Here is a 23038-nt window from a genome sequence, read left to right as displayed (position 1 = left end):
AGCGGCGGGCACCTCGGGGTGCTGGTTGCGGATGGCGGCCCACGCCGATTCGAGAGCGCGGATCAGGGCGGCGGTGGAGATGTCGTTTTGACACGTACGTGTCACGTCGGTGGTCTGAATGGCGGTGGTCATGCGGCCCTCCGGGTGGTCGGGGCGGCGGCAAGGGGACTGGTGGGGCGGGCCAGGTCGCGGGGCCGGTCGGCCGTAGCCATGGCGGGGGTGTCGGTGGTGGCCGTGAAGACGGCGGTCGTGCGTCGGTTCGCGCGGGCGACGTACATGGCCAGGTCGGCGCGGTGCAGCCAGACAGCGGCGGAATGCGCTGGGTCGGCCAGGGCCGCGCCGAGGGTCGCGCCCACCGCGAGAGGGCGGGCGTGGTAGCTGACCGGGGTGGTCAGCCGGGTGTGGATGTGGGTGAGCCAGTCGGCCAGCCAGATGTCGGCGTCGTGGTGCCGGGTGGCGGGGCCGGTGGTGATGACGGCGAACTCGTCGCCGCCGAGACGGGCAGCGAGCCCGGCGGGGCCGGCGATGCCGGTCAGGCGGCTAGCGACGGCGGTGAGGATGTGGTCCCCGGCGTCGTGGCCGTGGGTGTCGTTGACCTTCTTGAAGCCCACGAGGTCGACCAGGACGACCGCGACCGGGCGGGTGGAGGTGTGGGCGGTACGGATGAGGGTGTCGGCGGCGGCCGAGAGGCCGGCGCGGTTGCAGATGCCGGTCAGCGGGTCGTGAGTGGCCGCGTGCCGGACGGTGGACAGCTCGGCCCGCAGGCTGTGACGGGCGGTGAGGTAGCCGGCGGTCGCGGCGGCGCTGATGGCGCTGGCGGTGACCAGGGCGCGCAGGCGGGGGCTCATCGGGCACCGATCCAGGCGAGGAAGCCCGCGCGGGTGGGGAGCTGCTCGTTGGCGTACTCGTGCTCGGCGTAGGTTTCGAGGTCGTCCTCGGTGGCGTGGGTCCAGTCGTAGTCGTCGGCGGCAGCGCGCAGGGTCGTGATGACCTGCTCGGCGGTGCGGTCGGGGCGGTCGTTCCACTCGAACGGGTCGCCGCTGGGCACGTCGTCGTCCTCGCAGATCCGCACCGGGTCGGGCGCGGTGGCGAGCAGGTGACAGGTCAGGGCGTCGAGGGCGCAGGAGTATTCGCGCACAGCGCAGGGGTTCTTGACCTCGTGTGGGACCGGCATCCGGTGGCCGTGGGTGGCCATGCCGATGGCGGCGGACACGCAGGCGGGCGGGAATGGGTTGTGGTCCGTCGGGGGGTAGTAGGTGCCCTGGTTCCAGCCGTGGATTTCGAGGTAGCGGGCGGCGCAGCGCAGGATGTCGGCCGGCGTCAGGTCGGCCAGCGCACCGCAGGTGTGGGGCTGTTTTTGGGTAGGGTTCATGGCGGCCACGTCCTTTCGTGGGCGGTGGTTAGGTCGGCGGTCCGGGTTCGCTTTCTCAGGGCTCGATCCGGGCCGTCGGCCGTCCTATTGGTGGTGCAGGTGGAGCCGTAGGAACACCCGCTGCCGGCCGTTGTCGGCGGCGGTGGGTGCGGAGCGGAAGACGAGTACGCCCGCGTGACGGGTGATCGCGGTTAGTGCGGCGATGTCCTCGCCGGTGCCGACGAGCACCAAGTCCAGGACCCGCCCTCGGGTTGCAGGGACGGTCGCGGTGCTCATGCCGCCACCTGGGTCTCGGTGGGGGTGTCGAGGTTGCTGTGGCGGCGGGTCCATGCCGCGTAGTCGGCGACGCGGATGATGTCGGCATCCGTCATGTAGGCGGCCTTGACCAGGGCGGGGATGCCGCCTTCGGAGATGAGGAAACCGGCGCCCTGGTTGTTGGGGTCGATGGTGTTAGAGGAGAAGCCGCGGGCGGCCCAGCCGTGCCCGAGCACAATGTCGGAGGACACGTCGGTGGTGCAGCGGCCGGCGAACCGCCACGCGAACAGGTCCCGCAACGAGGTCGGGATGATGTCCGAGGACGGCCGCTGCGTCGCGGCGGCCACGATGATGCCCACGGCGCGGCCCCGGGCGACGATGTCGCGCAGCAGCGCGGCGAACAGCTTCTGCGTCTTCTCGTCGCCGGCAGTGGCGGAGAAGTAGGCGATCTCGTCGCAGGCGACGAGGATCTGACCGAACACGTCGTTGCGGCCGATCTTCCGGCGACGCCGAGCCTTGAGGAAGGCGTAGCGGTTGTCCATCACGGTCTGCACCCGGCGCAGGGTGCGGATGGCGTGCTCGATGTCGGGGCCGACGAACACGTCGCAGGCGTCCTCCCACAGCCCCAGCTCGACCTGCTTGCCATCGAGCAGGCACAGACGCACGTCCGGGCACAGGGCCGCGTGCCCGACGATCGTGTTGAGCAGGCTGGACTTGCCCGCGCCAGGCTCACCGCCGATGAGGATGTTCCGGTAGATCATCGGCAGGTACACGGCCTGGCCGAACTCGTCGATGCCGAGGAAGACCGGGTCGAAGATGGACAGGCCCGCGCCGACCGGCACCGTCTCCGGCGAGTCCGGCTGCGTGGGCAGTTCGATGGTGTCCGTGAGGTCCATGACGGGCTCCCGGGGTCGGTTGACACGTACGTGTCAAAGCGGGTGGGGAGGTGGGAAGGGCGCGGACGCTCGACCCGATGGGTGCTTGGTCCGCGCCGTCCCGGAGTGGTTAGGCGTAGTCGGAGGGGTCGAACCCGTTCGGGCTCGTCTCGGTGGTGGGGGCGGGGTTGCGTGGGCGGCGCGGCCGAGGCGTCTCGGCGGTGGGGGCGGCCGGGGTGTCCGGCACGTCGGGCAGGTCCAGGCCGACGGGCGGCATGCCCGGTGAGGTGGGGGCGTTGGCCGGCATGTCCGTGGGGACGTGGTCCGGCAGCGGGGAGACGATCGTTGCCGCGAGGGGTTCGCGGCGGGTGATGTCCAGGCGGATCAGCGCCGCGTAGCGGCGGGAGGCGCGCATGACGCGGACCTCGTCGGCCCAGCACGCCACTGCGAGTTTCTGCACCTGGCCGTCCTGCTCAAGGTCGCGCAGGGACAGGCCGGGGCGCAGCCACACCCACACCCGCTCACCAGCCGGGGTCGGCTTCGCGGGCAGAATCAGCGGCAGCGAGCCGGAGCGGTTGGTGGCGATGAACGCGGCGAAGCACAGTCGCAGCCGGTGCCTGACAACCAGACACCAGGTCCACGCCATCACGCGGCGGCGGACCGGGGCGATAGCCGCGGGCACGCCCACGACCAGGGCGACGACGAGCAGCGACCCCCACATCGGGGTCGACTGCATCAACGCGTTCCAGCCGTAGACGGCGGCCACACCCAGCACGATTTCCGGCAGCCAGTGCCAGAAGACGCGCAGGACCGGCCACGCCACGATCAGCGCGAACACCACCGCGCCCAGCACAGCGCCGATGATCCCGCCGAGCAGGGCGCCCACGATCGGGTGCAGGTAGTGCGAGGCGACCGTGGCGGCCAGGAGGCCGACGACGCCGAGAGTGATCCAGAAGGCGATGGTGGCCCGACGACGGTAGGAACGGGCGACCGGAGCTTCGATGACGGTGACAGCGCCCCCACGGTTCGACCAGCCGAACGGGGACCTCTGGCTAGACTTGGACACGACAAGTCCTCCCAACATGGGACCGGAGTTGTTGACAGGACGCGGGCTCGCAGACGACGCCAATCAACGGCGAGCCCGTGTCCACCACTTCACGACTGTTGGAGCAGGTGACACGCCCGCCGCTAGGCGGCGGTGTCCAGCGGCGTCAGGCCCGAGGCCCGGAACGCCACACCCGAACGGACCTTCCCGTCCCGGTCGTTGACCCAGGGCAGCGCCTCCAGGTCCACCGGCTGCACCGGCTGACGGACCGTCACCGGCGGCATCACCGGGTTCACGACCGTCACGTTGATGACCTCGGCGCTGCCCTCCGACAGGGCGTAGAGGTGCACGGTCCACATCGGGTTCTTCGTCTCCCGGTCGAACTTCTGCTGACCGTTCTGGTCCAGCTTCGGCACCGGGTTCACCGACACCTCGTACGACACCCGCGAGGTGTCCAGCAGCAGACGTCCCATGACTGACTCCTTCTCAACAGGGGGGCACTCGCCCCGCAGCTTGGCTGGGTACCGAGTCGGTACTGACTGCACCGTACTGACTCACTCAGCATCCGTCAAGCATCCTTGGCATCGGAGCTATTCGGAGGACCGGTCGTCGATCCATCCCGAGCATGCCCGCTCACGCGCGCCTATTTCATGCCTCGCCTGGGGGTACCCATGATGGGTAGGCTCGTCAGTGAGCGGCACGAATGCCTGAGCGACCAGGACCCGGAGAGTCGATGCGGAACCAAACCGTCGTTGCGCTTCCGCCCCATGTCTTGCAGCGCCCGGACATGCAGGCGGCGATAGCCCGGCACGATTTCGGGGAAGTCTTTGCCCTTGCGCGAAAGTGGGCGGGAATCAGCTTCTCGAAGATCGCCGAGGCTTGTGCAATAAAGCCGGAGCGGGTTGGCGCTCTCGCGAGAGGGCAGGGAAGTATCGCTACATACGAAAAAATCGCTGCCGTCGCGGACGGGTTGCGGATTCCCGGTCATATGCTGGGCCTGGCTTCCCGAAGCTGGGAAGCGCCATCCGCGCAGGAGTGGATGGTCGGGCCGAATGGAGACGAAGGCGTGAATAGAAGGGACTTCCTGCGCGTTTCCGCTTTTGGCGTGGGAGCGGCGTTTACTCTTCCTGCCCAGCTCCATGAGGTGGGCAGGGGGCGCATCGGTTCGGACGTGCCAGAAATCCTTGCACGCCGAGCAGCCCGCTTACGTCGACTTGATGACGTTCTTGGTGGCGGGGATACCGCGAATATCTACCTAGCGGAGTGCGAAGCTACCAAGTCCATCTTGCGCAAGGGTAGTTACTCGGCTGCGACAGAGAAGAAACTCCTTGCAATCCTCGCCGAGCAGACGCAGCAGGCCGGCTGGGCGGCGTTTGATGCGGGGGAGCACGCCGGGGCAGAGCGCCTTTATAGGGAGAGCCATGCTGTAGCTCAGCAGGTGTCGGACCCTGCGCTAGCCGGGAACGCGCTCGCGTTCCTGGCCTACCAAAAGATTGGAAACGATCCTGTGGCCGCAGTGCAGGTCGCGGAAGCTTCCTGTGCTGCGATCGGCGGGGAGGTCCCAGCCACCGTCAAGGCTCTGCTGCACGAACGGAGAGCGTGGGCGCATGCCGTGGCAGGCAATGCCGAAGAAACAGGCCAGGCGCTGAGCACCGCCGAGGCCGCGCTACTGAGCGACCGGCAGGCGCCGCAGCGGGACTGGTCGAGCTGGGTGGACGAGCGCGAGCTGAAGATCATGGCGGGTAGGTGCTGGACAGAGTTGCGTCGGCCTTTGCGGGCCGTGCCTCTGCTAGAGGATGCGCTCCGCGGTTTTGACGACACCCACGCCAGGGACAAAGCCTTGTACTCATGCTGGCTTGCTGACGCCTACTTGATGGCAGGTGAAGTCGAGGCGGCGGCAGGCGTCGCCGAGCAAGTCTTGGAACTTTCGGCAGGCGTCGCATCAGTGCGCCCCCGTCAGAGATTGCAACCCATCTTGCGGCACCTCGCCAGCCATGGAAGCGTTCCGGCAGTCGCCGCTGTGCTCGACAAGGCTAAGTCCTAAGCAGTCAGCGGTCGTCGTCTCCGGCTACGGTTCGGCGGACCCAAGACAGGTATGACTCTGAACCCGCGACGATCGGAAGCGCAATGATCTCTGGGTTCTTCCAAGGATGATGTTCTGTAAGATATGCCTGCAACTCGTCGAATTTGTCGGAATGGGTCTTGAGTAGAAGTTGCCACTCTTCGCCAGTGCCGAATTCGCCTAAGTGCCAAAATGCGGAGATGACTGGTCCGATGATTTGAGCGCCCGCAGACAGCTTCGCCTCGACTACCTCTCGCGCCAGCTTTTCCGCCGCATCGCGCGTTTCTACTGCGGTAGAAACCTGCAAGTAAGTGCCAACGCGGTCTGCGCCCCCAGGGCGTCCGCCTATTCCGATTCGGGGCCGCCCTTCGTGCCAATTGATAATGGTTTCGGGTCGCCACAAGTGGGTTCGGCCTAGCGTCTGATCAGGCTCCGGCATCTGGTTGCGGTTCCTATATGAGCTGACCGTTCCGATCTGAACGCCCAGATACTCCGCAACGTCTGAAGTCGTCCACCACTCGGCATCGGGGTCAGGTGTCGTCACGACCTGCATTATGCCAAGTAAGACTGACTTCGCCACCTAGCCGAACCGCTTCGTGGCAGACGCCGTGCAGCTCTACGCGTCCCCCGCCGCTCGGCGTCGAAGGCTGTCGACGTAGTCAGCACGAAGCACCTGCCTACAACGGGGTCGCTTGCCTGCGTTGATATCTTCCACGTACCTCGCCAGGCGCTCAGGGTTCTTGCCGGACCACCCGTTCGCGAGGGCCCAGCCCTGCATCGCCTCGCCATCCATCCGGAAGCCGGCGTCGTGGAGTGCCAACAGGGTGCTGACGACCATGTCCTTCTCGAAGCCTGCCGAGATGGTGTTGTTGTGGTTGACCGTCCGGGTAAGGCTGCTCATCGCTTCGGCGACGACAGGGTCGAGGTCGGGCGTCCGGAGTTCCCACGCGGAGCCGTCACCGAGAACCGTGGGCTTCATGGCTGATACCCAGGGCCTGATGGCGTCATCGTTCCAGGCGATGACGCACAAGGCACGGATTCGGTGGCCGCCGTATTGCACCAGTTTCCCGATATCGTCCATGTCCGGCCACGCCATCAGCACCGGGCCTTTGCCTCGGATGAAGCCGCCGCCCCTGCCGGTGGCATGCTCCACGTTGGAGTGCTGACGCACGAGGTGTGCCAGCTGCGAGCAGTTCTGCAAGTTGGACTTCAAGCTGGTCCACACGGTGAGGGTGTCGCCGCCCTCCATGTGCTCGCAGCACCAGTCGATGGCGGCATCTACCCCTGCGTCGTCGTAGCTAGCGACCGCTGTCGGATAGTCCACGTCACGATCGAACATTTGCCCCTGCCCTTCCCTCGCTTGTTAGCAATGTATGCGCATGCACCGACAAGACCAGCTCGTCGCCGCTCATGGGCGCCTGCGAATCCGCGCACTGGCCAACAACCGGAAGCAGGGCCTTGGGTCCGTACCAGATCTCTTCGTATCGTTCACGGATGACCATGGGGGAGGAAGTACCGGCGTGGCGACCGCCGCGGATCAGGAGGGCGGGACCGCCGGCACGGCGGTGGCCATGGGTGTTGCTGGCGGTGGTGACCGTCGTCTGTGCCGGTGTTATCGCGGTGCCTGCATCATGGGCGGTGTGGAAGCAGGCCGAAGCCGACCGAGGTGAGCCGACGCCCGAGGCGGCGGCCGCAGTCTGGCGGTTGAAGCTCAGCGCAGGAGAAAAGGGCGGTGTGTCGCGGGTGCTGGCCAAGTCCCGCCATGACGAACTGCTAGAGCAGTTCGTCAGATATCGCGAGGACATGTTCGGCTCAGCCCGCCCAGTCTCGAAGCTCGAAGCAGTCGGACCGAGTCTCATCGAGCACCAGGGCGACGATCGGGCAACCGTTGAGGAGCAGGTACGCGGGGTGTGGTGGGGCGAGGGGACGAACCTCGCCGGGACAGCTCACCCGTGGCGATGGGAACTCCGCAAGGACTTCGGTGGTTGGCGAGTGTGGTCCGTTGATCTGCCGCCATGGTGCGGAGTGCACATCCGGGCAGAACTATGCCGACGATGAGCACCAGGACTTGAAGCGGCGAAGCCCCGGCCTGCCCCCCTTGCGACCCCCGCAGGCGACTGTGGGGCGGCTACTCAGCCTGTTCGTCGTAGCGCGTGCCCTGAGATTCCAACCGGGCGCGGACCTCGGCAGCGTGCTCAGCGGCCACCTGCATGTCTGCGCCGGCGGCCTTCAGCAGCTCCACCGTGGGGCCGCTGATCCCGAGTGGGTCGGCCATCGCCACCCCCGCCTGTATGCCCAACAGCCGCGCATCCGTGGTCACTGACCGCACTGCGGCAAGCGCCTCATCGCGCGGCCGATCGCGGTCGCTGCCGTTGCCGTAGCGGCCGGCCACGCCGGACAGCTCAGCGAGCACGATCCGCTGCGGCTGCGGGAGCGAGGGCACATGAACCACGGCCGGACTTTAGCCGGTTGCGCCCTCAGGCGACCATGGAAGGCATGTCTTCCGGAACGCCCCTCTGGGCGGTGCTCGCCGTCCAGCTAGCCGCCACTCGCTAGGACGGCCCCAAGAATGGCACCGACGAAACCGGCGATACCGCCGGCGGCGGTTGCCAACGCCATCGTCCTGGTGTCGAATCGCGTTGCTGATTGCTGGATGGCTGAGCGAATGAACGTAAAATCCTGCGAGGTTACGGCATCGTCGTCGTCGGACTTGTCGAGGTCGAAAAGAACCTCGTTGCCTGCACCGGACGTACTCTCTCCAAGCTTTCGCCGATCGGCAAACCAGTCGCGCCGGACGGCCTCCAACCTGGCGAGGAGCAGCCACAGTATCGCAATCAGTTCAACCCCTCGCCTTCGCTCCTTCCTTTTGTGCCATAGGTTCCACACCCTTCGCCACAATCTCAAATTCGCATCCTGAATCCGTTGATAATTCAGAGTCAGGAGTTCGTCAACGTATCCGCGGGCAAGATCCTCAAGATCTCGAATGTGACGGGCGTAGTTTTTGTATCGCGCGAAGTATGCGGCCTGCGAAAAGAAGAGGCGCTCAAGGTCCAAGAGGAGATGCTCTTTTGGCTGCCCGCCTTCAACCCGCTCAATCACGACATCCTGATCGCCGAGCTCGTGCATCTCCTCCTCTCCCATCTCCTCTGCGTTGCAGACCACCAATACGTTTCTGTGGGCGAAGCGGTGCTCACAGCCGGGCGAACAGGCTTGGGTATACAGCGAGTATCCGGCCGCCTCTACAACGTCCTGCAGCAGGTCAATCACAATGTGACCGCCGGCCATTGGAAATGGTCCATCCAAGCTGGCAGGCCACATGACAGCAAGCGTCGTTCCGTCCCAAGCCGCCCAGTAGCTATCTGAGGTAATGTCTTTGTATCCACCTCGGGCTGGCTGGTTTTTGATCGGGACGGAGACCTTGAACCTAATCGCCTCCGAAAATTCCACAGTGTGTAGGTGTACTCGACCGCTCAGCAAGTCTCCTGCACTGGCAAGGCGGCGGTGCGGGTAGTGGACATCAGTGTCAGTCCACTCAACCCGATTCTCGAACGGGTACACCTCTGCTACACGGCTGTCCTGGTGGAGTGCCTGCTCGATCTTCCGCGCAACTTCGGCTAAGTCGGAATCGTTGTGGCTGACACACAAAAGGAAGGATCCGAACCGAACAAAGTACGACTCTTCGCCGGCCGGAACGACTACATCCCACTCCGCCGCGTCATCAGTCTGAGTAGCCATGGTCGCATTCTGGCACGCATGGACCGAATTCGACATAGGCGATGGTGCACCATGTGGCTGGGATCCGGTTCTCCTCGTCGGGCAGTCGTAGACCGTCCAGCCTCCCCGGACGGGGACAAGGTGGTGCTGAGGTGGTGCTGAGTGTGATCCGACAGCTGATGTGCGACGCAGCTCCGCCAGGTGATGTGCGACAGATCCAGCAAGCTAGGGGCGACAGGATGCCCGCTGACGCGGGGTCTGCTATGCCGATGTGAACTCGCTCGCCGCTGGCTGCCGCGACCAACGTCGTGGCGGGCACTACGAGCCGGGCCCCCAGCCCCTAGCTGGGCCCGTTTCGTAGCTGCTCGTGGAGCTGGCCAGCGGTATTGACCACCGCAACGAAGTCGAACACCGCAATTCGGTCGACGTCGAAACTGCCCGTGACGATCGGCGGTGGCGCGTAGGCATAGATCTGGCTGGCGTCCAGGTGAAGCCCGCGCCGGTGGTATGCCCCCATGGCGAGGGTGGCCAGGAGGTACCTGTCCTGGCCACCCTCGGTGTCCAGCTCGGCAGCCAGGTCGGCGCGGGAGTTCCACCCCCGTACGAGCTGCCCTTCGAAGGTGTCGAGGAACCACCACGCCCCGTCCGCAGACTCAAGGAACACATCGCCGAACAGCGAGGTGAACCGCGGAGCCTTGCCGGCGAGATCCAGCCAGCCCCATGACTCCAGCGTCCGAGCGTATTGCTGCTCACTGAACTGCTTGGTGAGTTCCACTGCGCCATTGGATCATGTGCCCGCTCAGGTTGCCACCAGCCGTGGCAGCAGCGAACTGGCCAGCTCGCGCAGCATCCGTTTCTGCCGCGATCAGCCCGCTGAGGTGTCGCAGATCAGTTGGCGGACGAGTGTCGCGCATCAGTCGACGGAGGACAGAGGTGGTGCTGAGCTGTCGGGTCTCAGGACCTGCGTGACAGATCAGTCTCGGGACGTGGGGGACACGTCCGGCTAGATGACATCTTCATGAGGTCGGGGCGCGGCATGGAGTGAGGGCTGCGCACCGGTGAATGCGCGTAGCCGGGCCGAACTCGCCCGGCCCTCGGTCTGACCTTCGGCCGTCTAGGGTGTGGCGATGTCCGAGCAGTGGTCCTTGACCGTCGACTGCGCGCACCCGCGCGAACTGGCCGAATTCTGGTGCCTCGCGCTGGGGTACGTCCCGGCAGCCCCACCAGATGGGTTCGCCAGCTGGGAGGCATGGCACACCCATTTCAAGGTTCCCAAGGACGAGTGGGGCGACGGCGCCTTCATCGAGGACCCCGACGGCATCCGGCCCGGTATTTCGTTCCTGAAGGTGCCGGAGGGGAAGCGTGACGAACCAAGAATCGGTTTCCACCTAGGGACTGCCGGTATCCAGCAGCCCCGGTCGGGTGACCAAGGCCGGCCCGGAGGGCAACTCGACCTGTTCTACGTCGAGCGCAGTCAGGAGCATCATGGCCCATGTCAAGCGTCCCGCTGATCTAGGGTGACCTGGTGCCTTCGAAACCCGTGACAACCGTCCTGTTCGATTTCGCTTGGACCCTGTTCGCCAGGGACCCCAACCGCTGGGTCGGCAGCGCGGCGGCCTTGATCGGCCGGGAGGTGGCCGCCGGTGAGGCGGAGCGCATCGCCTCGGATTTCGCTGAGTTGCTGCGGACGACGGCTACGGACCCTGCTCACATCGCCCGGGACTTGGACCCACAGGTGTGGGACCGGGCGATTCTGGCTGTCCTGCAGCAAATCCGTGGGGTGGACTTGCCGTTTGCGCGAGCCCTGCACGAAACGCGCGCCGAAGCGCTGGCGCCGTACGCGGACACGGCGTCCACTCTCGCCGCGCTGAGTGCCCGCGGTATTCGCCTTGGCGTGGTCAGCAACGTGGGCTGGGACATTCGCATCTGCTTTGCGAGGCACGGGCTTGACCGCTACATCGATGCATTCGTTCTTTCCTACGAGGTCGGCTTCGTCAAACCCGATGTACGGATCTGGCGCACCGCAGTCGAAGCCCTGACGGCACAGCCAGATCGAACGTTGATGGTTGGCGACCATCCCGGATGCGACGGCGGTTCTGTGGCCGTCGGAATACCAGCACTGGTGCTGCCGATGGTGAGTTCGCCAGCCCAGCTTCGCGGGTTCGATCAGGTGCTGGCGTTGGCCGGAATCTGAAGCCGGATCGGTTCCGGGTTTGTCGAGGTTGCCCAATGCGCTTCGGGAAAGATCTCCGATTCTTCCAGCATGAAGTCGAGCCGAAGGCAGTCAAGAACCGGATGCACTTCGATATCCACGTCGGCGGCGGCCGGCACGTGCCGTTGGAGGTGCGCTGGCCGCGGGTCCAGGCGATCGTCGACAAACTGGTGGCGGCAGGCCGGGACCGTTCTCCGGGTCGACGCACCGGACGGTGCCCCTGACCATGTGACGATGGCCGACCCAGAGGGCAACGAGTTCGACGTCCTTTAGGCCCGTTCGGCCGAACAGCTGGCCAAGCCGTAGCCGTCGACAGCGTCACGCAGGTCCTGATACCGATGTGTCACGCAGGTCCCGAGACCTGACAGAGGTGGTGCTGAGTGTCTAGTCCCACCACATGCTTGACGAATCCGTCCCAGGACATGCTTGACGGCCTAGGTCTCATTACCCCGTAGAGTTCGGCCCCGTGGGTTGGTTCGGAACGCTGCTGCTGGCAAGGCCGACGACCGGCACGCTTCCATCCCAGCCCGGGGTGCGCGAGGCGTTCGGCTCTTCCTTCGCCACGCCAACATCTTGGGGCAACAAGCTTGGGCTCTACGACCTCGGCCAGGGCTGGCAGAGAGTGGGAGTCATGCCCTTCTACACAGAGCGGCTGCGGTTGTCCGCGGGAGTGGACGATCTCGTAGTGGCCACGGCGGCGCCAGCTCTGGCGGCATACGTGTCCAACAGCGCCTGCGCCCACCTGGAGGGCCGAACTTCGGCGGGCCAGAGCTTCTCGCTGCACCTGCCCAACACAGCTGAGCCGTGCGGGTACCAGCACGTGGAGGGTAGGCCCGGGCAGGTCGACCCGGACTTCGCGGTAGATGCGTTGCGTGCCTGGGCGCTGGAAGCAGGCCGGACGCCTTCGGCAGAGGCCATCGCGGCAATCGTCACCAGCGGCGAGGACGACCTGCCGTTGATGCAGGACGCCGTGTTGATGTTGTTCGCGGCTCTGGGTTTCACACCAGAGGCTGAGATTCTGCCCGTCATCAACCCCGACGACCCGGCGTTCGGAGACTACGAACTCGTGGTCCGTATGGCCGACGTCAGGGCGGCTCGTGAGCAGTACATGGCGAGCAGAGGATGGCCGCTTGAGGATGACCTGAAGGCGACCCCGCAGGACCTCGACTATCTCCGCTTCCGGGACCTGCTGTGGAGTTCGGTCTACGGCGGAGGCGTGACGCGGGACGAGCTGGTCGCGCAGTACCAGCAGTTGGCCGCTCGATGGAAGAACCAGTGACGGTCGCTCAGTCCTGGTAACACGCCGGAGGAGACCCGCGCGGCGGGCCGCCAGCTTCGCGCCGAACCCGATCATGTCAAGCATCTGGTGGGACGCGAGTGTCAAGCATCTCCCGTGACACGACAAGAGGTGGTGCTGAGCAGGTGTGAGAACTTTCTGTACGAGATCAAGGCGGCCCGCTTCGCAGGCCGCGCGCGCCGCCGAACCTGGGCCGGGCCGATGGCCCGCCGCCGCGCCTCTGGCCTTCGGCCGCCAGCGCGTCGGTGATAGCCCGCCGGCGGCGCGACATACGAAGAAGCCCCGGGCCGCCATGATCGATGACGGTTCCGGGGCTTCACGTTGATCGAGACACAGGCAGTGCCTCCGGCGGGGTCCTCGGGCACTCCGGGATGTTGGCGCCATCCCGACAACCTCCGTCCGGGCAGAGCCGAGCGGGCAGGGCCTGCCCGGTCAAGGTCGTTCAGACGGTGGTGTGCTCCACCTTGACCGGGCAGGCCCAACCCGCTCCACGGTGTGCGGACGAAGGCCGACGGGATGGCTTAGGGTCAGAGAGCCTGGAGCCGCCGCAAGGTTTGTTTAAGCCGTCGGCGGGCAGAAGTGCCTGTGGAGTACCAGAGATTGAGTCCAGAGCAGGCCGCTGCCCAGTTCTGGGACGGCATGCGCTGTGTGGCCAACGTCGCAACCACCACGGGCAACACGAATTTGTTCCAGGCGATTCAAGTGGTGGGTCAGGCGGCCATGGCTGTGGGGATCCCGATGCCGGAGACCGGGGAGTTCGTGCGGTGCCCCACGTGCGACGCGATGCCCGGCCAGCGTTGTATCAACATGCCGGGCCACCGGCTGTCGGATCATGTTCATCCGGAGCGGACCGAGCGTGCGCGCCAGCTTCGAGTGGATTTCGGTCAGGCACAGTCGCAAGATCATTAAGGTCCACCAGCCGGGTATGGTGGCAGCTCTGCCCACACCTGCTTTAGGTCGTTGGCGTCATGCCGACAGCCGTACTTCGCGATGCGGCGACAGCCAACCGCGGTACGGTGCCAGCTCCACCCAGACCTGTTTGCCGCCCTGGTGCTCGCGCACGCCCCACTGTGCTGATAGAGCCTCGATCACGGGCAGTCCGCGCCCGCCGTTGTCGTCAGGGGTGCGTTGGCGGGGTGCGACGGAGGATCCGTCGGCCACGGACAGGAGGACCCGAGTGTCGTGGGCTTCTGCGGCGAGGGACAGGCAGCCGCCGCCGTGGCGCACCGCATTTGTGACCAGCTCGCTGACGATCAGCGCTGCTTGCTCTAGCCACACCTCGTCGCGGAATCCCCAGCCGAGGAGAACGCCAGTAAGCCTTCGGCGCGCCACAGCGGGCGCATGAACGCCGGGGGGAAGATCAAGCTGTGCGGTCAACTGGGTCATGGCCAGATGGTCCTAGTTCGGCAGCGAGACGGACGGCCGAGGTCCTATACCCGGCCGGGCCAGCCTGGAAACTAGCAGCTCAGGTCGACGCCGGCGCGCGTCGAGCTTCCGGAAGGGCCAGCGATCACCGCGAAGGTGCGGGTCACTGTGCCAGCACGGTCACCAAGGTGGCGACGAATCCGACTAGGAGGATGATCCCAGCGAACACCACGAACGGCCACCACTCGCGGGGGCGGTGACCTTGCTGCGGGAGAGGTTGAGTTGGCTGGTCCCAGGCCGGAGGTGCGATCACGACTTGGCGGCGGTCCGGCCAGACCCGCGACGGAGCGTGATTGCTCGACTCAGGGATCATGGACGCCCTCCGACGGCTCACATTGCTCTGGACTGGGACCCGGGCGGGGCCGTGGGGGGGTCGGCCGCGGCCCCGCCCGGTCATGAAGGTCGGGCACCCGACCTTCACCATTGACAGGCGTTGCCCTGTCGCTGGGCGTTACATCCCCTGCCGTCCGTTTTTGAAACGAAGGCGTGCACATCCGCAGGGCGGCCGGGGTGGGTGGGGTGACCTATTGGGAAGGTGCGCCACCCCGGCCGAGACCGGCTCGGCAACGCCGGTCCCCAAGGAGAGCGACGCGAAAGCAGATCCCGTTACAGCCTGTCGGAGTGCGAACCATGAGGGAAGCCGGAGGTGCGCAAGCCACGAGGGCCACGCCGCATCGAGCGGTTGCGGTGCCGGTGCCTGGCCGGTAACAGCCGTCAGCATCGGGTCAACAGCGACAGTCGATAGCCGAACAAGATCATCGGGCACAGATCCGGCACAACTGAGGCCGACAAGGGCTATCAAACAGTGTCAGGCAACGGCAGAGTTCGCCCAGGTTGGGCCGGTGATCCGTCCGGAAGCGAATGATCCCCATACCAGAAGAGGGATTAGTGCGTGCAATCCGGGTCGCGATCAGGGACTATTGGCGCAACGGACGTCGGTGATCCGGCCGGCGTCGGTGTCGTTCCCCGCTGCCCGCGGGGCGGTCCCGGCGCAGCGGCGGCAGGAGCGGCTGGACCGGGAGGGTGAGCACGATGCCTGACATACGACCCACGGCGGGCTCCGGTGCACTCGTTCTCAACGCCACCTACGAGCCCCTGTGTGTCGTGTCGGTGCGTCGCGCCGCGATCCTCGTGCTCTCCGCCAAGGCCGTCTGCGTGGCCGACGGCGAGGGCATCCTGCACAGCGCGCGCAACGCGCTCCCGGTGCCCTCGGTGGTCCGGCTGACCCGCTACGTCCGGGTTCCCTACCGCACCCATGTCGGGCTCTCTCGCCGGGCGATCTTCGCGCGGGACGGCTGGCGCTGCGCCTACTGCCGCGGGCCGGCGGAGACCATCGACCACGTCTTCCCGCGCAGCCGGGGCGGCCGGCACGCCTGGGAGAACGTGGTGGCCGCCTGCGCCCGCTGCAACCACACGAAGGGCGACAAGACGCCGGCCGAGCTGGGCTGGCGGCTGCACAACCTGCCGGCGGCCCCGAAGGGCAACGCCTGGCGGGTGCTCGGCCACCGGGCGCCCGACCCGCGCTGGGCCGACTGGCTGGACCTGCGCGAGCCGGAGCCCGAGGCGGCCTGAGCGCCGCTCACCGCGCCTTCACCAGCGAGGCGTAGACCACCAGGTTGTCCGCGTAGCCGGTCTCGCCGCCCACCCAGCGCCCGCCGCAGGTGATCAACCGCAGGTTCGGCCGGCTGAAGTCGCCGTAGACGTCGCTCACCGGCAGCCGCTCCTTGCCGTACCGCTCGATCGAGGTCACCTCGAAGACGGCCACCGACCGGTCCTGCCGGGTCACCTCGATCCGGTCGCCGTCGTCGAGGTTCTTCAGGTCGTGGAAGACGGCCGGCCCGGTGGTGGTGTCGACGTGCCCCACGATGACGGCCGGGCCGTACTGGCCGGGGGTGGGCCCCTGGTCGTACCAGCCGACCTCGCCGGCCCGGCCGATGTCCGGCACGGCGATGCTGCCGTCCGGGGCGATGCCCACCCCGTGCACCGGCGCCCGCAGGTCGATCTTGTTGATCGTCAGGTCGGTCGGCGGGCTGCCGGACAGCACCGGGAAGTTCTTCGGCGGCGGGCGCAGCCCGGCGGTGAGCTGCTCCGGCAGCACGCTGATGCCGGTCACCCGTTCCACCCCCAGCATGGCGACGATCAACGCCATCACCGCCGCGACCACCAGCACCGGGGCGCCGGGGCCGCGCTGGACGGCGTACCGCCAGCGGCCGGCGGCCGCCGCCTGCCGGGCCGGTGGGACCGGGCGGGCCGCCGGGTCGGCGGTGGTGACGCTCGCCGAGAAGGCGTGCCCGGCGGCGCGGGCGAACCGGCGCGACGCGCGGGACACCAGCCGCAGCCCGTCCCCGACCCGGGACCCGGCCCGGTGCCGGCCCCGGCGCGCCCGGCGGCCGGTCTGCTCGGTCCGGCGGCCGGTGTCCTCGGTCCGGCGGCCGGCGTCGGCCGACCGGCGCGGGTCCGGGCCGGTGCGGTCGTGGCGGCGCGGTGAGCGGGCCATGGCCGCACCTCGTCAGAAGCGGCTACCGGACTTGCGGCGGGCGCCCACCCCGGCTACCACCGCCACCGCGACCAGGCCGCCGACCAGCAGCAGCGAGCCGGGGCCCCGGCCGCCCGCGGTGCCCCCACCGCCGGTCGCCGGGCCCTTGCTGGGCTGGGCCATGTTCAACACGGTGAGCATGGTGGAGGCGGTCTTCCCGTTGGAGCAGTCCAGGTTCACCGGGTAGTCGCCGGGTGCCTTGTTCCCGGGGACGGTGACCGCCCCGGTGAGGAAGCCGTTGTCCGGCCGGAGCATCACCCGGCCGAAGGCGTCCGAGGTGACCTGGGCCTGCCGGTCGTTGTTGTTGTCGCAGCTGGCCCGGATGCTCACCCGGGAGCCGGCCTGGACGCTGTTCGGCGTGACCTCGACGAAGACGTTCTCCCCGGCGTGGGCCGGCGAGGCGATGGTCAGGACGAACGCCGCGACGAGGCCGAGAAGCCCCAGGACGGCACGGAGCGCGCGGTGTGACAGAAGCCCTCGCATGATTCCCCCCTTCCGGTGCGGCGCACCGGAATCCTGCTGACGGGCAGCGCGGGCTGCATTCCCCCTGACGTGGGGGCAAACCCGGGACGGGTCAGCGGCGCCGGCCGGCCGGGGAGGGACCGCGCGGCGGGAGCGGGGTGACCGGGTGCCAGTCGAGCGGGGTGGAGAGCACCATGGTGCTGGACGGCTGGCCGTACGGGGCGAGGCGGTCGATGACGCCCTCGAACTCGCCCATCGTGCCGGCGGCCACCTTCAGCATGCTGCACGCGTCGCCGGTGATCCGGTGGATCTCCATGATCTCCGGCCAGTCCGCCACCTCGGGGTCGTTGAGGATGCAGCGGGACCCGTAGCAGGACATCCGGATCAGCGCGAGCACGGTGCGGCCGGCCCGGGTCAGGTCCACGTGCGCGTGGTAGCCGGTGATCACCCCGGACTCCTCCAGCCGGCGTACCCGCTCGGCCACGGCGGGCGGGGACAGGTGCACCCGGCGGGACAGCTCGCTGTAGGAGAGCCGGGCGTCCGCCTGGAGCTCGCGTAGCAGCGCCCAGTCCATGTCGTCCACGCGGTGACCTTTCTTCCGTGAAGTCGAGGGCCGAACATGCCTTCGGCGTGACAGGTAAGACCACCGTACCGCCGTTGAAGAGGCATTCCATCTGCGGATCAACCAGCGGCATCATGTCGTCTACCCCGGCGTACGGAGGGAGATGACGGTGGAACAGACGACGGCGGTGCGGCCGGCCACCCCGCAGCAGCGGGCGGCCCGGGCGGAGCGCAACGGTGGCAAGCCCACCCTGGAGTTCGCCGACCGCGTGCCCTACGACGCCTACGTGCGGGCCAGCACGCTGCACCAGCTACAGCAGCCGCTCAGCGACGACCCGGGCGAGATGTCCTTCCTGATGGTCAGCCAGATCATGGAGCTGTACTTCGGGCTGACCTGCCACGAGCTGCGCCACGCCCAGCGCGAGCTGCGGGCCAACCGGGTCTGGGACGCGCTGCCCCCGCTGCGCCGCGCCGCCCTGCACCTGGAGGGGCTGAACGCCGCGTGGCAGGGGCTGCGCTGGATGACCCCGGCCGACTTCAACCGGTTCCGCGACCGGCTCGGCGAGGGCTCCGGCTTCCAGTCGGCCATGTACCGCCAGCTGGAGTTCCTGCTCGGCCTGCGTGACCCGGCGCTGATCCGCCCGTTCCGCCGGCAGACCGAGGTGCACGCCGAGCTGACCGCCGCGCTGGCCACGCCGAGCCTCTGGGACGACGTGGTCGCGCTGCTCGCCCGGCGCGGCTTCGAACTGCCCGAGGACCTGCTGGAGCGGGACGTGGCGACCGAGCACGAGTCGCACCCCGCCGTCGAGGCGGCCTGGGTGCGCATCTACGCCGACGGCGGCCCCGACAACCACCTGCGCCTGCTCGGCGAGGCGCTGACCGAGGTGGCCGAACGGTTCGGCGACTGGCGCTGGCACCACATCAAGGCGGTGCAGCGCTCGATGGGCGCCAAGGTCGGCAGCGGTGGCTCCGCCGGGCTGGCCTGGTTGCAGCGGAGCATGGCCCGGGTCGTCTTCCCGGAGCTGTGGTCGGCCCGTACCGCGATGTGACCGGAGAGAGCAGCATGCACACCCCCGAAGAAGACGCCCGCGCCCGCGACGCCGCCGACCCCGGCCACCGGCACCTGTTCCTCGTGCCGCCGGCCGAGGGCGGGCGCTACCCCGAGGTGGCGTACCTGGCCGGCAACTCGCTGGGCCTGCAACCCCGGGCCACCCGGGAGGAACTCCTCGCCGACCTGGACGCCTGGCGGCGGCTGGGCGTGGAGGGGCACCTGGAGGCGGAGCGGCCCTGGCTGCCGTACCACGAACTGCTGACCGCGCCGGCCGCGCGACTGGTCGGCGCCCGCCCCGCGGAGACCGTGGTGATGAACTCCCTCACGGTCAACCTGCACCTGCTCATGGTGAGCTTCTACCGACCGGCGGGGGAGCGGACCCGGATCGTCATCGAGGACAGCGCCTTCCCCTCGGACAGCTACGCGGTGCGCAGCCAGGCGCGCTTCCACGGCCTGGACCCGGACACCGCGGTCATCCGGCTCACGCCGCGCCCGGGCGAGGACACCCTGCGGACGCAGGACGTGCTCGACTTCCTGGCCACCGAGGGCCACACCGTGGCGCTCCTGCTGCTCGGCGGCGTCAACTACCTCACCGGCGAGCTCATGGACATCCCGGCGATCACCGCCGCCGGGCGTGCCGCCGGCGCAGTGGTCGGCTGGGACCTGGCGCACGCGGCGGGCAACGTACCCCTCGCCCTGCACGACTGGGACGTCGACTTCGCCGCCTGGTGCTCCTACAAGTACCTGAACTCCGGGCCGGGTGCGCTGGGCGGCGTCTTCGTCCACGAGCGACACCTGGGCGACCCGGCACTGCCGCGCTTCGAGGGCTGGTGGAGCACGGAGGCGGCCAGCCGGTTCGAGATGACGCCGGTGTCCCGGCCGCCGGCCACCGTCGAGGCGTGGCAGATCTCCAACCCGCCGATCTTCGCGATGGGCCCGGTGCGCACCTCGCTGGAGCTGTTCGACTCGGTCGGCATGCCCGCGCTGCGCGAGCGCAGTCTCCGGCTCACCGGCTACCTGGAAGGGCTGCTCGACGAGGTGACCGCCGACCGGCCGCTGACCGTGGTCACCCCGCGCGAGCCGGCTCGCCGGGGCTGCCAGCTCTCCGTGCGGATCGGCGCGGGCAGCGCCAACGAGCTGACCAAGCGGCTGCGGCACGAGCACGGCGTGATCGCCGACGCCCGGGAACCGGACATCGTGCGGTTCGCGCCGGTGCCGCTCTACTCGACGTACCACGACTGCTGGCGGGTCGCCGACGCGCTGGCCGCGACGGTGGAGGCCACCCGATGAGTACGGAACGCGAGGAGATCGCCGTCGTCGGCGCGGGGCTCGCCGGCTGCCTGCTGGCCTGCTTCCTGGCCCGGCGCGGCTACCCGGTCGCCCTCTACGAGCGGCGGCCGGACCCGCGCACCGGGAAGGTCGAGCGGGGCCGTTCGATCAACCTGGCGCTCTCCGAGCGCGGCCTGGACGCGCTGCGCCGGATCGGGCTGGACCGCCAGGTGATGACCGACGCGCTGCCGATGCGCGGCCGGATGATCCACCCGGTGGAGGGGGAGCCGCAGTTCCAGTCGTACAGCGTCTCCGGCGACCGGGCGATCAACTCGATCAGCCGGGGCGCCCTGAACAACGCGCTGCTCGACGCCGCCGCCGCCCTGCCCGGTGTGCGGATCGCCTTCGACCACCGGCTGGTCGGGCTGGACCCGGCCAGCGGCGAGATGACCTTCGAGACCCCGCAGGGCAAGGTCACCGAGACCGCGTCGGTGGTGCTCGGCGCCGACGGCGCCGGCTCCGCCGTGCGCGGGCAACTGCTGGCGTACGGGGCGCTGACCGAGAGCGTGGACTTCCTCGACTACGGCTACAAGGAACTCACCATCCCGCCGATCGGCGGCGAGTTCGCCCTGGACCCGGGCGCGCTGCACATCTGGCCGCGCGGCACCTCGATGATGATCGCGCTGCCCAACCCGGACCGCTCCTTCACCTGCACGCTGTTCTGGCCGACCCACGGCACCGAGAGCTTCGCCTCGCTGGGGAGCCCGGCCGCCATCGAGCGGTACTTCGCCACCCACTACCCGGACCTGGTCCCGCTCGCCCCGAACCTGGTCGACGACTACCAGCACAACCCGGTCGGGGTGCTCGGCACGGTCCGCTGCTCCCCGTGGCAGCTCGACGGCCGGGTGGGCCTGCTCGGCGACGCGGCGCACGCCATCGTGCCGTTCTACGGCCAGGGCGCGAACTGCGCGTTCGAGGACGTGGTCGAGCTGGACCGCTGCCTGGACGAGTGCGGCGACCACTGGGCGTCGGCGCTGCCGCTGTTCCAGCACCGCCGGCAGGCCAACGCCGAGGCGATCGCCCGGATGGCGCTGACCAACTTCGTGGAGATGCGGGACAAGGTCGCCTCCCCGGTGTTCCAGACCCGCAAGAAGATCGAGCACGCGCTGGAGCGTGCGCTGCCCGGCCGCTACGTCTCGCAGTACGAGCTGGTCTCCTTCTCCACCACCCCGTACGCCGAGGTGCGCCGCCGGGTGCGCCGCCAGTACCGGGTGGTGGGTGCGGTGGCCGCCGGCGCGGTGGCGGCGCTGGCCGGCGCGGCGATGGCGCTCGGCCGAGGGAGGCGAGGATGACCCTGTGGGATCCCCGGCTGATGGCCGGGCAGGCGCCGGACGGCCCCGGCCTGCTGCGCAACTTCGTCGGCGGCTCCTTCACCGACGCCGGGCCGCGGTTCACCAAGCGCAGCCCGGTCACCGGCGAGCCCGTCTTCGAGGTGGTCGAGGCCGGCGAGTCCGTCGTGGACGACGCGGTCGCCGCGGCCCGGGCGGCGCTGCGCGGCCCGTGGGGCCGGATGGGGGAGCGGGAGCACGCCGAGGTGCTCCGCCGGGTCGCTGACGAGCTGGAGCGCCGCTTCGACGACCTGGTGGCCGCCGAGGTGGCGGACACCGGCAAGGCCATCTCGCAGGCCCGCACGCTGGACATCCCGCGCGGCGCGGCCAATTTCCGGGCGTTCGCCGAGATCGTGGCGACCGCGCCGACCGAGTCGTTCACCACCGTCACCCCGACCGGCGGCCGGGCGCTGAACTACGCGGTCCGCAAGCCGGTCGGCGTGGTCGCGATCATCGTGCCGTGGAACCTGCCGCTGCTCCTGCTCACCTGGAAGGTCGCCCCGGCCCTGGCCTGCGGCAACGCCGTGGTGGTCAAGCCCAGCGAGGAGACCCCCGCCTCGGCGACCCTGCTCGCCGAGGTGATGGCCGCGGCGGGCGTGCCCGAGGGCGTGTTCAACCTGGTGCACGGCTTCGGCCCCGGCTCGGCCGGCGAGCACCTCACCCGGCACGCGGGCGTCGACGCGATCACCTTCACGGGGGAGTCGGCCACCGGCAGCGCCATCATGCGGGCCGCCGCCGACGGGGTGAAGGCGGTCAGCTTCGAGCTGGGCGGCAAGAACGCCGGCCTGGTCTTCGCCGACGCCGACCTGGACGCGGCGGTCGCCGGCTCGGTCCGGTCCAGCTTCACCAACGGCGGCCAGGTCTGCCTCTGCACCGAGCGGATCTACGTGCAGCGGCCGGTCTTCGAGGAGTTCACCGCGCGGCTGGCCAAGCGCGCCGACGAGCTGGCGTACGGCTGGCCGGCCGACGAGGCCACCGTGAACATGCCGCTGATCTCACACACGCACCGGGACAAAGTGCTCGGCCACTACGAGCTGGCTCGCACCGAGGGCGCCGAGGTGCGTGCCGGGGGCGGGACGCCGCGCTTCGGCGACGCCCGCGACGGCGGCGCGTACGTGCAGCCGACCGTGCTCACCGGACTCGGCCCGGACGCCCGCACCAACCGGGAGGAGATCTTCGGCCCGGTGGTGCACGTGGCGCCGTTCGACGACGAGGACGAGGCGTACGCCCTGGCCAACGGCACCGACTACGGCCTGGCGGCGACGGTCTGGACCCGGGACGTGGGCCGTGCGCACCGGGCCGGGTCCCGGCTGGACGCGGGCATCGTCTGGGTGAACACCTGGTTCCTGCGCGACCTGCGCACGCCGTTCGGCGGGGTGAAGGCGTCCGGCATCGGCCGGGAGGGCGGGGTGCACTCGCTCGACTTCTACTCCGAGCTCACCAACGTCTGCGTGGACCTCTCATGAGTGCGCGCTCCGGGCAGAATGGCCGGCGTCCCAAGCGAACACAGCGAG

General features: G+C 68.6%; 27 protein-coding genes. 12 read left to right on the top strand and 15 right to left on the bottom strand.

All coding sequences use genetic code 11. The features are described 5' to 3' along the window. Positions 1 to 128: 128 nt before the first annotated feature. The 6 genes from ABZW14_RS10970 to ABZW14_RS10945 form a co-directional block, all read right to left on the bottom strand. Positions 129 to 848, bottom strand: coding sequence for a GGDEF domain-containing protein (locus tag ABZW14_RS10970; RefSeq protein ID WP_355343323.1), 720 nt, complete (start codon positions 846 to 848; stop codon positions 129 to 131). Then, entirely contained in the window at positions 845 to 1372 is a 528-nt protein-coding gene (locus ABZW14_RS10965) for a hypothetical protein (protein WP_355343320.1), read from the bottom strand. The genes ABZW14_RS10970 and ABZW14_RS10965 overlap by 4 nt, the downstream gene beginning before the upstream one ends. An 84-nt stretch (positions 1373 to 1456) precedes the next feature. Further along, positions 1457 to 1648, bottom strand: a complete 192-nt coding sequence (locus tag ABZW14_RS10960; protein ID WP_355343318.1) for a hypothetical protein — start codon at positions 1646 to 1648, stop codon at positions 1457 to 1459. Next, a complete protein-coding gene (locus tag ABZW14_RS10955) occupies positions 1645 to 2523 on the bottom strand; it encodes an FtsK/SpoIIIE domain-containing protein (protein ID WP_355343315.1) in 879 nt (292 codons plus the stop codon). Before ABZW14_RS10955 ends, ABZW14_RS10960 begins: the two co-directional genes overlap by 4 nt. A 109-nt stretch (positions 2524 to 2632) precedes the next feature. Next, complete coding sequence (locus tag ABZW14_RS10950; protein WP_355343312.1) at positions 2633 to 3568, bottom strand: hypothetical protein; 936 nt, start codon at positions 3566 to 3568, stop codon at positions 2633 to 2635. Positions 3569 to 3690: 122 nt separating this feature from the next. After that, on the bottom strand, positions 3691 to 4020 hold the full coding sequence (locus ABZW14_RS10945; protein ID WP_355343309.1) for a hypothetical protein: 330 nt from the start codon (positions 4018 to 4020) through the stop codon (positions 3691 to 3693). A 260-nt stretch (positions 4021 to 4280) separates the two neighbouring features. Here ABZW14_RS10945 and ABZW14_RS10940 point away from each other — a divergent pair, with 260 nt between their 5' ends. Continuing rightward, complete coding sequence (locus tag ABZW14_RS10940) at positions 4281 to 5591, top strand: XRE family transcriptional regulator (protein WP_355343306.1); 1311 nt, start codon at positions 4281 to 4283, stop codon at positions 5589 to 5591. A 4-nt stretch (positions 5592 to 5595) separates the two neighbouring features. On the opposite strand, the gene cutA is transcribed toward ABZW14_RS10940, so the two are convergent. Continuing rightward, entirely contained in the window at positions 5596 to 6153 is a 558-nt protein-coding gene (gene cutA / locus ABZW14_RS10935; protein ID WP_355343304.1) for a divalent-cation tolerance protein CutA, read from the bottom strand. A 72-nt stretch (positions 6154 to 6225) separates the two neighbouring features. After that, a complete protein-coding gene (locus ABZW14_RS10930; protein ID WP_355343302.1) occupies positions 6226 to 6948 on the bottom strand; it encodes a hypothetical protein in 723 nt (240 codons plus the stop codon). Positions 6949 to 7184: 236 nt separating this feature from the next. Between ABZW14_RS10930 and ABZW14_RS10925 the strand changes: the two genes are divergently transcribed. Continuing rightward, positions 7185 to 7667 (top strand): hypothetical protein, encoded by a 483-nt coding sequence (locus ABZW14_RS10925; RefSeq protein ID WP_355343299.1) that lies wholly within the window; start codon positions 7185 to 7187, stop codon positions 7665 to 7667. A gap of 70 nt (positions 7668 to 7737) precedes the next feature. Here the strand turns inward: ABZW14_RS10925 and ABZW14_RS10920 are convergent, their stop codons facing one another. The 3 genes from ABZW14_RS10920 to ABZW14_RS10910 form a co-directional block, all read right to left on the bottom strand. Beyond that, positions 7738 to 8061, bottom strand: coding sequence for a hypothetical protein (locus ABZW14_RS10920; protein ID WP_355343296.1), 324 nt, complete (start codon positions 8059 to 8061; stop codon positions 7738 to 7740). An 86-nt stretch (positions 8062 to 8147) separates the two neighbouring features. After that, complete coding sequence (locus ABZW14_RS10915) at positions 8148 to 9344, bottom strand: hypothetical protein (protein ID WP_355343293.1); 1197 nt, start codon at positions 9342 to 9344, stop codon at positions 8148 to 8150. Positions 9345 to 9663: 319 nt separating this feature from the next. Continuing rightward, complete coding sequence (locus ABZW14_RS10910) at positions 9664 to 10098, bottom strand: hypothetical protein (RefSeq protein ID WP_355343290.1); 435 nt, start codon at positions 10096 to 10098, stop codon at positions 9664 to 9666. A 352-nt stretch (positions 10099 to 10450) separates the two neighbouring features. Here ABZW14_RS10910 and ABZW14_RS10905 point away from each other — a divergent pair, with 352 nt between their 5' ends. The 5 genes from ABZW14_RS10905 to ABZW14_RS10885 all read left to right on the top strand — a co-directional run bounded on the left by ABZW14_RS10905 (position 10451) and on the right by ABZW14_RS10885 (position 13741). Continuing rightward, positions 10451 to 10834 (top strand): VOC family protein, encoded by a 384-nt coding sequence (locus ABZW14_RS10905; RefSeq protein WP_355343287.1) that lies wholly within the window; start codon positions 10451 to 10453, stop codon positions 10832 to 10834. A gap of 14 nt (positions 10835 to 10848) precedes the next feature. Further along, on the top strand, positions 10849 to 11517 hold the full coding sequence (locus ABZW14_RS10900) for an HAD family hydrolase (protein WP_355343284.1): 669 nt from the start codon (positions 10849 to 10851) through the stop codon (positions 11515 to 11517). A 35-nt stretch (positions 11518 to 11552) separates the two neighbouring features. Further along, entirely contained in the window at positions 11553 to 11759 is a 207-nt protein-coding gene (locus ABZW14_RS10895; RefSeq protein ID WP_355343281.1) for a hypothetical protein, read from the top strand. 242 nt (positions 11760 to 12001) lie between these two features. Continuing rightward, entirely contained in the window at positions 12002 to 12814 is an 813-nt protein-coding gene (locus tag ABZW14_RS10890) for a hypothetical protein (protein ID WP_355343278.1), read from the top strand. 603 nt (positions 12815 to 13417) lie between these two features. Next, positions 13418 to 13741: a hypothetical protein gene (locus ABZW14_RS10885; RefSeq protein WP_355343275.1), complete on the top strand. Its 324-nt coding sequence runs from the start codon at positions 13418 to 13420 to the stop codon at positions 13739 to 13741. A gap of 57 nt (positions 13742 to 13798) precedes the next feature. Here the strand turns inward: ABZW14_RS10885 and ABZW14_RS10880 are convergent, their stop codons facing one another. Next, positions 13799 to 14218 (bottom strand): ATP-binding protein, encoded by a 420-nt coding sequence (locus tag ABZW14_RS10880; protein WP_355343272.1) that lies wholly within the window; start codon positions 14216 to 14218, stop codon positions 13799 to 13801. A gap of 1071 nt (positions 14219 to 15289) precedes the next feature. On the opposite strand from ABZW14_RS10880, the gene ABZW14_RS10875 reads away from it, so the two are divergent. Beyond that, entirely contained in the window at positions 15290 to 15829 is a 540-nt protein-coding gene (locus tag ABZW14_RS10875) for an HNH endonuclease (protein WP_355343269.1), read from the top strand. Between the two features lie 7 nt (positions 15830 to 15836). Here ABZW14_RS10875 and ABZW14_RS10870 read toward each other — a convergent pair whose 3' ends face one another. From ABZW14_RS10870 to ABZW14_RS10860, 3 genes are all read right to left on the bottom strand, one after another. Then, positions 15837 to 16754 carry a class F sortase gene (locus tag ABZW14_RS10870; protein ID WP_355343266.1) on the bottom strand — a complete coding sequence of 306 codons (918 nt, stop codon included), beginning with the start codon at positions 16752 to 16754 and terminating at the stop codon, positions 15837 to 15839. A gap of 12 nt (positions 16755 to 16766) precedes the next feature. Continuing rightward, a complete protein-coding gene (locus ABZW14_RS10865; protein WP_355343263.1) occupies positions 16767 to 17276 on the bottom strand; it encodes a hypothetical protein in 510 nt (169 codons plus the stop codon). Between the two features lie 91 nt (positions 17277 to 17367). After that, positions 17368 to 17838 (bottom strand): Lrp/AsnC family transcriptional regulator, encoded by a 471-nt coding sequence (locus ABZW14_RS10860; RefSeq protein ID WP_355343260.1) that lies wholly within the window; start codon positions 17836 to 17838, stop codon positions 17368 to 17370. Between the two features lie 142 nt (positions 17839 to 17980). Here ABZW14_RS10860 and ABZW14_RS10855 point away from each other — a divergent pair, with 142 nt between their 5' ends. From ABZW14_RS10855 to ABZW14_RS10840, 4 genes are read left to right on the top strand one after another with little or no spacing between them, the layout of a single operon-like run. Continuing rightward, positions 17981 to 18865, top strand: coding sequence for a tryptophan 2,3-dioxygenase family protein (locus ABZW14_RS10855; RefSeq protein WP_355343257.1), 885 nt, complete (start codon positions 17981 to 17983; stop codon positions 18863 to 18865). 14 nt (positions 18866 to 18879) lie between these two features. After that, a complete protein-coding gene (kynU, locus tag ABZW14_RS10850; protein WP_355343254.1) occupies positions 18880 to 20157 on the top strand; it encodes a kynureninase in 1278 nt (425 codons plus the stop codon). Continuing rightward, the gene (locus ABZW14_RS10845; protein ID WP_355343251.1) at positions 20154 to 21488 is read left to right on the top strand and encodes an NAD(P)/FAD-dependent oxidoreductase; all 1335 of its coding nucleotides are present in this window, start codon (positions 20154 to 20156) and stop codon (positions 21486 to 21488) included. Before kynU ends, ABZW14_RS10845 begins: the two co-directional genes overlap by 4 nt. Before the next feature lie 20 nt (positions 21489 to 21508). Then, the gene (locus ABZW14_RS10840; protein ID WP_355343901.1) at positions 21509 to 22990 is read left to right on the top strand and encodes a 2-hydroxymuconic semialdehyde dehydrogenase; all 1482 of its coding nucleotides are present in this window, start codon (positions 21509 to 21511) and stop codon (positions 22988 to 22990) included. The last annotated feature ends 48 nt before the right edge of the window (positions 22991 to 23038 follow it).

The organism is Micromonospora sp. NPDC004551, from assembly GCF_040609975.1.
In the GTDB taxonomy this organism is placed as follows: domain Bacteria; phylum Actinomycetota; class Actinomycetes; order Mycobacteriales; family Micromonosporaceae; genus Micromonospora.
This window is presented reverse-complemented; position numbering and strand designations above follow the sequence as displayed.

Bases quoted from the DNA above. Each gene is read 5' to 3' on its own strand.
- ABZW14_RS10940 (WP_355343306.1), top strand. From the start codon at position 4,281: ATGCGGAACCAAACCGTCGTTGCGCTTCCGCCCCATGTCTTGCAGCGC.
- ABZW14_RS10960 (WP_355343318.1), bottom strand. From the start codon at position 1,648: ATGAGCACCGCGACCGTCCCTGCAACCCGAGGGCGGGTCCTGGACTTG.
- ABZW14_RS10965 (WP_355343320.1), bottom strand. From the start codon at position 1,372: ATGAACCCTACCCAAAAACAGCCCCACACCTGCGGTGCGCTGGCCGAC.
- ABZW14_RS10880 (WP_355343272.1), bottom strand. From the start codon at position 14,218: ATGACCCAGTTGACCGCACAGCTTGATCTTCCCCCCGGCGTTCATGCG.
- ABZW14_RS10840 (WP_355343901.1), top strand. From the start codon at position 21,509: ATGGCCGGGCAGGCGCCGGACGGCCCCGGCCTGCTGCGCAACTTCGTC.
- ABZW14_RS10905 (WP_355343287.1), top strand. From the start codon at position 10,451: ATGTCCGAGCAGTGGTCCTTGACCGTCGACTGCGCGCACCCGCGCGAA.
- ABZW14_RS10865 (WP_355343263.1), bottom strand. From the start codon at position 17,276: ATGCGAGGGCTTCTGTCACACCGCGCGCTCCGTGCCGTCCTGGGGCTT.
- ABZW14_RS10970 (WP_355343323.1), bottom strand. From the start codon at position 848: ATGAGCCCCCGCCTGCGCGCCCTGGTCACCGCCAGCGCCATCAGCGCC.
- ABZW14_RS10915 (WP_355343293.1), bottom strand. From the start codon at position 9,344: ATGGCTACTCAGACTGATGACGCGGCGGAGTGGGATGTAGTCGTTCCG.
- ABZW14_RS10955 (WP_355343315.1), bottom strand. From the start codon at position 2,523: ATGGACCTCACGGACACCATCGAACTGCCCACGCAGCCGGACTCGCCG.
- ABZW14_RS10895 (WP_355343281.1), top strand. From the start codon at position 11,553: ATGCGCTTCGGGAAAGATCTCCGATTCTTCCAGCATGAAGTCGAGCCG.
- ABZW14_RS10875 (WP_355343269.1), top strand. From the start codon at position 15,290: ATGCCTGACATACGACCCACGGCGGGCTCCGGTGCACTCGTTCTCAAC.
- ABZW14_RS10870 (WP_355343266.1), bottom strand. From the start codon at position 16,754: ATGGCCCGCTCACCGCGCCGCCACGACCGCACCGGCCCGGACCCGCGC.
- ABZW14_RS10945 (WP_355343309.1), bottom strand. From the start codon at position 4,020: ATGGGACGTCTGCTGCTGGACACCTCGCGGGTGTCGTACGAGGTGTCG.
- ABZW14_RS10930 (WP_355343302.1), bottom strand. From the start codon at position 6,948: ATGTTCGATCGTGACGTGGACTATCCGACAGCGGTCGCTAGCTACGAC.
- ABZW14_RS10855 (WP_355343257.1), top strand. From the start codon at position 17,981: ATGACGGTGGAACAGACGACGGCGGTGCGGCCGGCCACCCCGCAGCAG.
- ABZW14_RS10845 (WP_355343251.1), top strand. From the start codon at position 20,154: ATGAGTACGGAACGCGAGGAGATCGCCGTCGTCGGCGCGGGGCTCGCC.
- kynU (WP_355343254.1), top strand. From the start codon at position 18,880: ATGCACACCCCCGAAGAAGACGCCCGCGCCCGCGACGCCGCCGACCCC.